Raw genomic sequence first — 10,335 nt, 5'->3', positions numbered from 1 at the left:
CGGCGGGGTGGGCGGCGGTCGCCGGGGGCCGACCGCCAGCCGGGGTCAGCGTCGCCCCGGCCGGCGTCGGCGGGCGCGGGCGACCACGAGTCCGCCGGTCCCGAGCGCGAGGAGCGCTGCGGCCAGGGCGGTGGGCACGCCGGGCTCCGCTCCGGTCCACGCGAGGGCGTCGAGCGGACGCCCGCCGTGCCGGAGCTGCTCCGTCGCGCCGTGCACCTTCCCAGGGGTCGGGCCACCGGGCACCACCGCGCCGGGGTCGGGCGACGGCCGGCCGGGGACGCGCGGCAGGACCAACCGCAGAGAACCCTGCTCGACGTCGTCCACACGCTGCTGCACGACGACGGCTTCGGCGGGCAGGGCGGACCGGGGCACCACGAGCTCCCACGCGCGACCGATCCGCGCCGAGTACGGCGTCCCGTCCGGGTCGGTGAGCGTGCGGCCGTCGTCGTCGAGCAGCGCCACCGTGCCCCCGGTCTGCCCCGTCCCGGCGATCCGCACCGAGCCGTCCGCCGACGTGGCCGCCTCGGCCGTGACCGGTGCGACGACGGTCACCTCCCGGGTCGTCGAACCGACGGGTCGGTCGTCCTCGAGCGCGGTCACCGTGACGGGCAGGGTCCCGGCGCGGTCGCCGAGCGGGAACGCCACGCGCCAGGACGGGTCGTCGCCCGTCGTCACGCGGAGCGGACGTCCGTCGGCGTCGGTCACGGGCCCGTCCTGGTCCCGGACCGTCAGCGTCGTGTCCACCGGGGCACGTCCGCTCAGGAGCACGGTGCCGGTCTGCCGCGAGGCCGTGGCAGTGGTGACCTCCGGCGTCGCGTCGATCGTCTGCTCGCCGAACCACGAGCCGTTGTGCTCGCCGTCGTAGTACTGCGCCCCGGTGAAGAGGTGCGACCCTGCGGCCAACCCGGTGAAGTCGAACGCGACGACGCCGTCGGCTCCCGCCGTGGCCCTGCCCGCGGGCTCGCCGTCGCGCGTGAACTCCCACCGCGCGCCGGGCTTCGCGGGCTTGATCTCGACGTGGGTGGTGCGGCGGAACCGGTCGGTGTCGAGCTTGCCGACGGGCTGCAGGTTCGTGTTGTCGATCGCCACCGGGACCTCGATGCGCTGGCCGGTCACCTGCGAGGTCGCGACGAGCACGGTCCCGGCGCGGGGGACGTGCACGGTCGCACGCCAGGTACCGGAGGCGTCGGCCTCGGTCCAGGTGGGCTCGACCCCCTCGCCCCTGATCGCCACGCTGCCACCGACGGGCCCCGTGCCGACCATCCGCACGCGCTGCAGGCCGTGGTTGATGGACTCGACCCCGGCGGTGAACCCCGCGTTGGGCAGAGCCCCGGCGGTGGGCAGAGCCCCGGCGGTGGCCCGGGCCGCGACTTCCGCCGAGCCGTGCGACCGCGGCGCGGCGGACGCCGACTCGACGACCGCGGCCGGGGCGACGACGGCTGCCGACACGACCAGGGCGGTGACGGCGGTGCGGCGCAGCCGTGCGACGGGGACTCGGGGACGGGTGGTGCGGCGAGGGGGCATGGTGACTCCTGACTGGTACGTGGCACACCATATACGAGTCGAGGGGTCGTCCACAGGTGCGCGCACGACCTGTGGCGGAGGGCGCGCAGCCGGTACGGTCATCGCATGGGAATGGGCTGGAAGCTGCACGGGGACGGCGCGACCGTCTCCGCATCGACGATCGTGGCGCCTGACGAGCGCCTCACCTGGGGTCGTACGATCGGCCTCGGTGTGCAGCACGTCGTCGCGATGTTCGGCGCCACGTTCCTCGTCCCGCTGCTGACCGGGTTCCCGCCGTCGACGACGCTGCTCTTCAGCGGTGTCGGGACGATCCTGTTCCTGCTGATCACCGGCAACCGGCTGCCGAGCTACCTCGGGTCGTCGTTCGCGTTCATCGCCCCGATCGCCGCCGCGACGAAGATCGGGGGCATCCCGCTCGCGCTGTCCGGGATCATCCTGGTCGGTGCCCTGCTCGCGCTCGTCGGCCTGGTCGTGCACCTGGCCGGCGCCGGCTGGATCGACCGGCTCATGCCGCCCGTGGTGTCCGGCGCGATCGTGGCGCTCATCGGGTTCAACCTCGCGCCGGCCGCGCGTGACAACTTCACGAAGGCGCCCCTCACCGCGGTGATCACGCTCGCGACGATCATCCTCGTGACCGTCCTGTTCAAGGGGCTCGTCGGTCGGCTGTCGATCGTGATCGGTGTCGTCGTGGGCTACCTCGTGGCGATGCTCTCGGGCGAGGTCGACCTGTCCGCCGTCGCCGCCGCGCCGTGGGTCGGGCTGCCGACCTTCACGGCGCCGTCGTTCGACCCCGGACAGTTCGCCGTCTACCTCGGGTTCGTCCCCGTGGTGCTCGCGCTCGTCGCCGAGAACGTCGGGCACGTCAAGGGCGTCGGGCAGCTCACCGGACGCGACCTCACCCCGCTGACCGGACGCGCCCTCATGGCGGACGGGCTCTCGACGGTCCTCGCCGGTGCCGGCGGCGGCTCCGCGACGACGACCTACGGCGAGAACATCGGCGTGATGGCCGCGACGCGCGTCTTCTCGACCGCCGCGTACTGGGTCGCCGGCATCGTGGCGATCCTGCTCGGCCTGTCGCCGAGGGTCGGCATGGTCATCTCCTCGGTGCCCGCCGGGGTGCTCGGCGGCGCGACCACGGCGCTGTACGGCCTCATCGGGGTCATCGGCATCCGGATCTGGGTCGAGAACAAGGTCGACTTCGCCAAGCCGAAGAACCAGCTCACCGCCGGCATCGCCCTGATCATGGGCATCGCCGACTTCACCTTCGCGTTCGGCGGAGCCACCTTCGGCGGCATCATCGTCGGCACGGTCGCGGCCATCGTCGTCTACCACGTGATGGACCTGATCGGACGGGCACGCGGCACGGAGCCCGCCGCCCCGAAGGCGTCGGACGAGGCGCACGCTGCGACCGGTGCGGTCCCGGCAGAGCCGCGCGTCGACTGACGCACCCAGGCGACGGACGGGAGGCGCGTGGCGGCGACCGGCAGCCCGGTGGCCGAGCGGCTACCGGGACGTCCTCCGACGCCGTACGGTCAGCGGATGGGAGCGATCCGTCTGAGGGGCCAGCTGGTGTGCGTGACCGAGGAGGAAGCGCAACGAGTTCGCGAGCACCTGCCGGAGCACACCCGACTCACGCGGAGCGAGCCGGGATGCGTCGCCTTCGAGGTCGTTCCCACCGAGGATCCCCTGCGGTGGTCGGTCGAGGAACGGTTCGACGACCGCGTCGCGTTCGACGCCCACCAGGAGCGCGTCAGGTCCAGCACGTGGGGCAGAGCCACTGCCGGCATCCAGCGTCGCTACTCGGTCACCGAAGCTGCCCACTGAGCCATCGGCTGTCGGACGCTCGAGGCCGCGCGCCATGTCGGGATCAGGGAACACGCCATGTTCTCCGTACCCTGGCACCATGACCGACGACCCGATGCGTGACCTCCTCGAGGAGGCAACCACCACCGTCGCGACCGGCGGCGACGTGCGGCGGGCGGTCGGCCTCGTCAGCCTCCTCTCCCTCGTCACCACGAGCGTCGCCGCGGTCACGGCCGCCACCATCACCCTCGTCGTGTTCCTCTTCGTGCTGTCGCCGTTCGCCTTCATCCTCGGCTTCGGACTCCTGCTCGGCTGATCAGCCCGGAACGGGCTGACGTGGCCCTGTACGGATCGGTGCTTGCTGCGAGAGAGGGTGTACGCCACTCCTGATCCGTCACCGAACTGACGATCGGTCTTGCTACTCGCACCACGGCGCCCGTCCTGCTGACCGAAAGCGCGCCGACCGGTTGCCGTTCGGTCATCGGACGGCAACTGCTGTCGCAACCGCGCCACCGATGCGTCCGACTCGTCGTCATGGGTGGAAGCGATGGTCGCCTGGCTCCACGGAGCTGGGCGTTCTTCTGGTTCTTGGCTGGCGTTCTTCTCGTCGTCGGTCTGACGCTCCTGGGTGGTGCAGTGGTCGCAGCCCAGGGGCGCCTCATCGGCGGCGACGATGGAGCTGACTGTGTCACGAACCCGACTGCTGTCGGCGCAACGTCCCCCGAGGACATCCGGGTCAGCGTGACCCCGTCGTACTGGCCGCTCGGCACTGACTGCACGCTTTCGAGTTCGTCTGGCCAACGCATGACGTTGCCCGAAACCGATTGGGCGCTGACCGTCGTCGCGTTGACAGGACTCGCGCTCGTCATCACACCCATCGCGCTCCTCCCGCGTCCATGGCGACGCGTCTCCCGTCTGACCGCCCGGTAGCCGCTGGCGAACCGGAACACCGACGGGACATCGGTGAGACGAGGCACCACCGCATCAGGCTCCGCCGCTCCCCGCTGGGGTCGCGCCCCGCCCGCCCTATGCTGTGCCCGTGAACGCAGCGCAGGAAACCGGGCCGTTCTACCACGGCACGACCGCAGACCTCCACATCGGGGATCTGCTCTCCCCTGGGTTCCGGTCGAACTACCGACCCGACGTGATCATGAACCACATCTACTTCACCGCACTCCGCGACGGCGCAGGACTCGCAGCCGAACTCGCCGCCGAGCTCGCACCCGACCGCCGCACCCCCAGGGTCTACCGCGTCGAACCGACCGGCGCCTACGAAGACGACCCGAACGTCACCGACAAGAAGTTCCCGGGCAACCCGACCCGCTCCTACCGCAGCACCGAGCCACTCCGCGTGCTCGACGAGATCACCGACTGGACCAGGCTCACCCCCGACGCCCTCCAACGGTGGCGCGAGACCCTCACGAGCCTCCCTCCCGAACGACGCGGCGAGATCATCAACTGACGTCCACGTCCCTCTGCCTGCCGACTCATGGGCATGTACCAGCTTCGGACGCTCGGACAGCGGTGACCGGGCAGTGCGCCGACCTCGATGGCAGCCCTCCCCACGGCGACTCGAACGACGCGTCGTCGTGAGCGCTGCAGGTGCCGGCGGTGGTCAGAGGCCGTCGCGTCGTGTTGATCTCCACCGGCGGTGGCGGCGGGCCAGGGCGTCGCGTTCGGCCCGCGTCGGGAGGATCACGTCGGCGCCGCCGTCGTAGGGGGCGTAGACCCAGGACAGGTCGTGTCCTCCGATGACGACGTTCGCACCACCATCTGCGACGTCGCGGAGCAGGCCGCCGAGGTCCTGCAATGGGGACGATCGGACCCAGTAGAAGGAGCCGACCGCCGCCAGCTCGTCCGTGACCGCGAAGTCGTGGCTTCGCCGCCACGGCCACCGTCCGAGGATCGCGTCGCGGGTCCATCCGCTCTCGATGGTGCGCCCGTCCCAGTCTTCGGCGATCACCCACACGGGTGTGTCCTCGGCGAGGGTACGGAGGACCGTCGAATGCCGGCGGAGGACCTCGACGTACTCGGCTTCGGTGTCGGCGTACCGTTTCGCTCCCGGGAGGCTCCAGAACCGGACCCACCGGTCCCGGTGAACATCGCGCAGCACATGTCCGAGCGGTTCCTCAGCCCAGTGCTCATCCCATGAACGAGAGAGCGCGATCGCCCGTCGGCTCGCTTCGCCACGGCGGAACGTGGCCCGTCCGTCCAGCGCGCGGCGCAGGATCCGGACGGAGAGGGCGAGGGACATGCCTGCACCGTAGCGCTGGGCTGGTCAGCCACACCACCCGCACCCGATGCGGCCAGCAGACGACGTCCGGGACGCTGCGCTGACGCGCCCAGGAGACGGACTGGAGGCGCGTGGCGGCCCCGCCACGCGCCTCCCGTCCGTCGTCACCCCACCGTCGCGCGCGGCCCACGGTGCGGACGCGACGATCCGTCGCGGCGGGCGCGCGTCAGGCGCGTCAGCGCAGGCCGGCGAGGCCGACCACGAGCTGGACCGCCGCCAGCACGACCAGCACCACGACGAGTCCCACACTCCCCCACCGCTCGATGCCCGTCCGAAGCGCGGCCAGCGGTCGGGAGGCCCGCGGGCCGGCGACCACCGCAACCAGCACGGGCACCGCGACCGTCGAGGCCGCGAGCGCCACGAACAGGGCCGCGGCGAGCACGGCCTCCACCGGGGACGGCTCCGCGTCGCCGAACGCGAGCCCGGCTGTCAGCGCCAGGACGAGCGCCTTCGGGTTGCAGAACAGCAGCACCCCGAGCCCGAAGCCGTGTCGGGCTCCGAGCCGCTCCACCGCCTCGGACCACCGGGCACTCGACGGCCGCCCGTCCGGGAGCCGCCGGGTCACCCACTGCCAGACCGCGAGGCCGGCGAGCAGCACGGCGGCGGCGAGCGCCACGATCGCCTGGACGGACGAGCCGCCGGCGGTCTCGAGCGGGAGCCGCTCACCCACGAGCACGGCGGCCACGAGCGCCAGGAGGACCGCGGAGGCCCACCCGAGAAGGCACGCGACCGCGGCGCCGTACCCCCGACGGTGCCCGAGCAGGAAGACGACCGCGGCGATCGGGAGCGGGCTCAGGGCGATCCCGACGGCGCCGGGGACGAGGGCGGTCAGGTCCACGCTCGGAGCGTACCGCCGCCACAATGGTGCGGTGCCCCCTCCTCCCGTGTCACCCGTGCGCGCCGAACAGCGCGCCGTCGACCGGGACATCGTCCGGCTCGCGGTCCCCGCGCTCGGCGCACTGGTGGTCGAGCCGCTGTTCCTGCTCACCGACACCGCGCTCGTCGGGCACCTCGGCGCGACCGCCCTCGCCGCCGTCGGCATCGCGAGCGCCGTGCTCACGACGGTCACCGGGCTGCTCGTCTTCCTGGCCTACTCGACGACGCCCGCGGTGGCCCGTGCCCTCGGCGGCGGCGACCGTCGCGCCGCGGTGCACGCCGGCATCGACGGGATGTGGCTGGCCCTCGTGCTGGGCGTCGTGCTCGCGCTCGTGGGGTGGCCGCTCGCCGGACCGCTCGTCGGGCTCTTCGGGGCCTCGCCCGCGGTGTCGGCGGCGGCGACCGCGTACCTGACGGTGTCGCTGATCGGGCTGCCCGGGATCCTCGTCGTGACCGCGTCGACCGGGTTGCTCCGCGGGCTGCAGGACACCAGGACCCCGCTCGTCGTCGCGACGGTCGGGTTCGTGGCGAACGGTCTGCTCAACGCCGTGCTCATCTACGGCGCGGGCTGGGGTGTCGAGGGGTCGGCAGCCGGCACGGTGGTCGTGCAGTGGGCGATGGCCGCGGTCTACGTCGGCATCGCGGTCCGCGCCGCCCGGGCGTCCGGTGCACCGCTGCGGCCCGGTGCGTCCGGGGTCGCCCGCGCACTGCGGTCGGGCGCGTGGCTGTTCCTGCGCACGGCCTCGCTGCGGGTGGCGATGCTCGCGACGGTGGCGACCGCGACGGGCCTCGGGACGACGGGCCTCGCGACGACGCAGGTCGGGCTGACGGTGTTCTCGACCCTGGCCTTCGCCCTCGACGCGCTGGCGATCGCCGGGCAGGCACTCGTCGGGCACGGCCTCGGCGCGCGGGACCCCGACCGGGTCCGGCTCGTCACGCGGCGCCTCGTGCTGCTCGGGATCGCGGGCGGCGTGCTGCTCGGGCTCCTGACCGCGGGCGTCAGCGGGCTGCTCGGCCCGGTGTTCTCGGACTCCCCCGCGGTGCAGGACGCGCTGCCCACCGTGCTCGTCCTCGTCGCGGTCGGGATGCCGATCGCCGGCTACGTCTTCGTGCTCGACGGGGTGCTCATCGGTGCCGGTGACGCCCGGTACCTCGCGGTCGCCGGCGGGGTGAACCTCGTCGTGTACCTCCCGCTGCTCTGGTGGGTCGGGGGGACGCTGGCGGGGCTGTGGGCGGCGTTCGCCCTCGGGTACATCGGCATCCGGGCGGTGACGCTCGGGGTCCGGGCGCACCGGGCCGGCTGGGTCGACCAGGCGATGGCGCGGTGAGCGGCACCGAGGAACGCACGACGGCGCCCGGGGTCGCGTCGTCGGCGGTGCTCGCCACGGTCGGCATCGGTGTGCAGGGCGTCGCGAAGCTGCTCGTGACCGTCGTGGTGGGACGGGTGTTCGGCACCGAGACCCTCGGGCAGGTGACGGCGCTGCTGTCGCTCTCCGTCTTCGCTGCGCTGCTCTGGCCGAACGCGGCCGGCAACACCGCCTCGCGGTACCTCGCGATCGCCCTGCGCGGCAGTCGTTCGGACGCAGCGCTGAACCGGCTGCTCGGCGCGACCACGGTGGTCTCGAGCGTCGTGCTCGCCGCGGTCACGGTGCCGGTCGCCCTCGCGTGGGGCAACGGACCCGGCGCGGTCGTCGGCGGGGTCGCCGTGGTCGTCGGGTACGGCCTGTACTGCACCGCCCGCGGCGCCCAGCTGGGCTACGGCCGCGCGCCGCGGGTCGCGTTCTGGGACACCGTCACGAGCATCCTCGCGCTCGTCCTGCTCGTGCTCGCCTGCGTCGGCGACCTCGAGCCGCTGGTGCTGCTGCCGCTCGCCGTCGGGTACACGGTGTTCGCGATCGCCTGCTGGCCACGGGGGAACGGCTTCACCGAGCCCGTCGAGCCCACGACCGGGGTGCTCGGGTTCGCCGCGTGGAACGTGCTCGCGGTCGTCACGTCGAACGGCCTGCTGCAGCTGACGATGATCTCGGCGCAGGTGTCGTCGTCCGCGCGGGAGGCCGGGGTGTACGCCGCGGCCTTCACCCTGGCGACGCCGGCGTCGATGCTCGGCCAGGCCCTCGGGCAGGTGCTCGTCCCCGCGTTCGCGCACCGCACCGACGGCGGCTCGCTCCGGTCGCGCGGGGCCCTGACGCTCGTGGGCGGGTTCGCCGCCGCGACCGCGGTGGTGTTCGGGCTCGTCGCGCTGCTCGCCGGGTGGTTCCTGCCGCTCGTCTACCCCGCCGAGGGTGCGGCCGCCGTCGCGGACCTGCGGTACCTGATGGTCGGCGTGTGGGTGTTCACGGTGGGGCTCGTGCCCGCGGCGCTCCTGCTCGCTGCTGGTCGGTCGCGGCAGGTCGCACTCGCCTCGGTCGCGGGCTTCGTCGTCGGTGCGGTGCTCATTGTGGTGCTCGCGCCGACGGTCGGGGTCGCCGGCGGGACGACGGGGTTCCTCGTGGGGAGCGCCGTGAACCTGGTCGCGGTGGTCGCGCTCGGACTGCGGCGGGGCTGAGCCCGGGAACGGTCCCGGGTCACCCGACCCGGTCAGCCTGAGCCCGGGACCGGTCCCGGGTCACCGGCGCACCCGACCCGATCAGCGTGCCGCGTCGAGCGGCGTCGAGCCGGAGCGCGCCGGACCCGTCGTGTCGCCGATGCGCAGCTCCGAGGTGAAGGCCGCCGGACGCGGTTCCTCGCCCTCGAGCATCGCGAGCGCCGCACGCGCAGCGGCCCGCCCCTTCTGCTCGAACGGCTGCACCAGGGTGGTCAGCTGCCGGATCGGTGAGCGGTGCAGCAGGCTGTCGTCGACCGTGATGCCGTCGAAGCCCACGACGCTGACGTCCTCGGGCACGCGGAGCCCGGCGTCGAGCGCGGCCGAGACCACCCCGACGGCGAGCAGGTCGCTCTGCGCCACGACCGCGGTCGGAGCCTCGGCACCGGCGGCGAACAGGGTCTCCCCCGCGATGCGGCCCTCCTCGACCGCGCTCCCGGCGGCCTCGAGGGCGGGAGCGTCCGGGTAGACCTCGCGGACCCCGCGCAGCCGCTCGAGCGTCGTGTGGGCGACGCCGGCCGCCTCGCGCGCGGCGTCGACCGGGCCGCGACGGCGTGCGGCGTCGAGCGGCAGGGTGACGACGGTCACGGCCGTGTGCCCGAGGTCGCGGAGGTACGCGGCGGCCCGGCGGGAGGCGTCGCGGTTGTCCAGGTGGATCGGGACGGCACCCTCGATCTCGTCCGCCTCGATGGCGACGACGGGGATCTGCCGCCGCCGGAGCACGGCGACCGCCGGGTCGATCCGCACGTTGCACCCGACCAGGACGACCGCGTCCATCGGGGCGTCGACGATCGGCCCGGTCCCGCGGTCGTCGTCGAGCGGGCTGCGGACGAGCAGGAGGGACGCTCCGGCCTCACCGGCGACGGCCGCGATGCCGTCCAGCGTCAGGACGTTGACCGGGTCGCGGAAGGCGTCGCTGAGCCGTTCGTCCATCACGACGCCGAGCACGCCGGAGCGACCGCGGCGGAGCGAACGCGCCCGGGGGTCGGGTCCGCCGTAGCCGAGCTCGGCAGCGGCGGCCAGCACCCGGGCCTTGGCGTCCTCGGACACCGGCCCGGCGCCGCTGAACGCGAGCGAGGCGGTGGACGGCGCCACCCCGGCGGCACGTGCCACCGCGGCCAGGGTCGGGCGCACGGCCCGACGCTCCCGGTCGCCGAGACCGCGGTCGCGCCCGCGGGCCAGCGGCGGTCGCGACGCGCCGGTTCCTGTTGCCGGTTCGTCCATCGCCCGTTAGCGTAGCCACCGAACGTGGTCGAAT

The 10,335-nt window shown here is 73.6% G+C and carries 10 protein-coding genes; 6 read left to right on the top strand and 4 right to left on the bottom strand.

The genetic code is table 11. From position 1 onward, the window contains the following. Positions 1–45: 45 nt before the first annotated feature. Positions 46–1,524: a hypothetical protein gene (locus BEP24_RS10925; protein WP_065963259.1), complete on the bottom strand. Its 1,479-nt coding sequence runs from the start codon at positions 1,522–1,524 to the stop codon at positions 46–48. 105 nt (positions 1,525–1,629) lie between these two features. Between BEP24_RS10925 and BEP24_RS10920 the strand changes: the two genes are divergently transcribed. The 4 genes from BEP24_RS10920 to arr all read left to right on the top strand — a co-directional run bounded on the left by BEP24_RS10920 (position 1,630) and on the right by arr (position 4,789). After that, positions 1,630–2,967, top strand: coding sequence for a solute carrier family 23 protein (locus BEP24_RS10920; protein ID WP_065963258.1), 1,338 nt, complete (start codon positions 1,630–1,632; stop codon positions 2,965–2,967). Positions 2,968–3,063: 96 nt separating this feature from the next. After that, on the top strand, positions 3,064–3,348 hold the full coding sequence (locus tag BEP24_RS10915) for an antibiotic biosynthesis monooxygenase family protein (RefSeq protein ID WP_065963257.1): 285 nt from the start codon (positions 3,064–3,066) through the stop codon (positions 3,346–3,348). A 79-nt stretch (positions 3,349–3,427) separates the two neighbouring features. Further along, entirely contained in the window at positions 3,428–3,643 is a 216-nt protein-coding gene (locus tag BEP24_RS10910) for a hypothetical protein (protein WP_065963255.1), read from the top strand. Positions 3,644–4,366: 723 nt separating this feature from the next. Then, entirely contained in the window at positions 4,367–4,789 is a 423-nt protein-coding gene (gene arr / locus BEP24_RS10905; RefSeq protein WP_083230294.1) for an NAD(+)--rifampin ADP-ribosyltransferase, read from the top strand. A gap of 153 nt (positions 4,790–4,942) precedes the next feature. Here arr and BEP24_RS17835 read toward each other — a convergent pair whose 3' ends face one another. Both BEP24_RS17835 and BEP24_RS10895 read right to left on the bottom strand, forming a co-directional pair. Next, positions 4,943–5,296, bottom strand: a complete 354-nt coding sequence (locus BEP24_RS17835; RefSeq protein WP_216093135.1) for a hypothetical protein — start codon at positions 5,294–5,296, stop codon at positions 4,943–4,945. A 499-nt stretch (positions 5,297–5,795) separates the two neighbouring features. Then, positions 5,796–6,458 carry a GAP family protein gene (locus tag BEP24_RS10895; RefSeq protein WP_065963249.1) on the bottom strand — a complete coding sequence of 221 codons (663 nt, stop codon included), beginning with the start codon at positions 6,456–6,458 and terminating at the stop codon, positions 5,796–5,798. 55 nt (positions 6,459–6,513) lie between these two features. Here BEP24_RS10895 and BEP24_RS10890 point away from each other — a divergent pair, with 55 nt between their 5' ends. Next, a complete protein-coding gene (locus BEP24_RS10890) occupies positions 6,514–7,824 on the top strand; it encodes an MATE family efflux transporter (RefSeq protein ID WP_065963246.1) in 1,311 nt (436 codons plus the stop codon). After that, positions 7,821–9,041: a lipopolysaccharide biosynthesis protein gene (locus BEP24_RS10885; protein WP_065963243.1), complete on the top strand. Its 1,221-nt coding sequence runs from the start codon at positions 7,821–7,823 to the stop codon at positions 9,039–9,041. The genes BEP24_RS10890 and BEP24_RS10885 overlap by 4 nt, the downstream gene beginning before the upstream one ends. A gap of 81 nt (positions 9,042–9,122) precedes the next feature. Here BEP24_RS10885 and BEP24_RS10880 read toward each other — a convergent pair whose 3' ends face one another. Further along, complete coding sequence (locus BEP24_RS10880) at positions 9,123–10,301, bottom strand: substrate-binding domain-containing protein (RefSeq protein WP_083230291.1); 1,179 nt, start codon at positions 10,299–10,301, stop codon at positions 9,123–9,125. Positions 10,302–10,335: the final 34 nt, after the last annotated feature.

Origin of the sequence: Curtobacterium sp. UCD-KPL2560 (assembly GCF_001705035.1) — a bacterium.
Taxonomy (GTDB): Bacteria; Actinomycetota; Actinomycetes; order Actinomycetales; family Microbacteriaceae; genus Curtobacterium.
Note: the sequence above shows the minus strand (reverse complement) of the source record. Positions and strands in the feature narration are given on the sequence as shown.

Coding starts and splice junctions, on each gene's coding strand:
- BEP24_RS10880 (WP_083230291.1), bottom strand. CDS start 10,301: ATGGACGAACCGGCAACAGGAACCGGCGCGTCGCGACCGCCGCTGGCC.
- BEP24_RS10920 (WP_065963258.1), top strand. CDS start 1,630: ATGGGAATGGGCTGGAAGCTGCACGGGGACGGCGCGACCGTCTCCGCA.
- BEP24_RS10910 (WP_065963255.1), top strand. CDS start 3,428: ATGACCGACGACCCGATGCGTGACCTCCTCGAGGAGGCAACCACCACC.
- BEP24_RS10925 (WP_065963259.1), bottom strand. CDS start 1,524: ATGCCCCCTCGCCGCACCACCCGTCCCCGAGTCCCCGTCGCACGGCTG.
- BEP24_RS10915 (WP_065963257.1), top strand. CDS start 3,064: ATGGGAGCGATCCGTCTGAGGGGCCAGCTGGTGTGCGTGACCGAGGAG.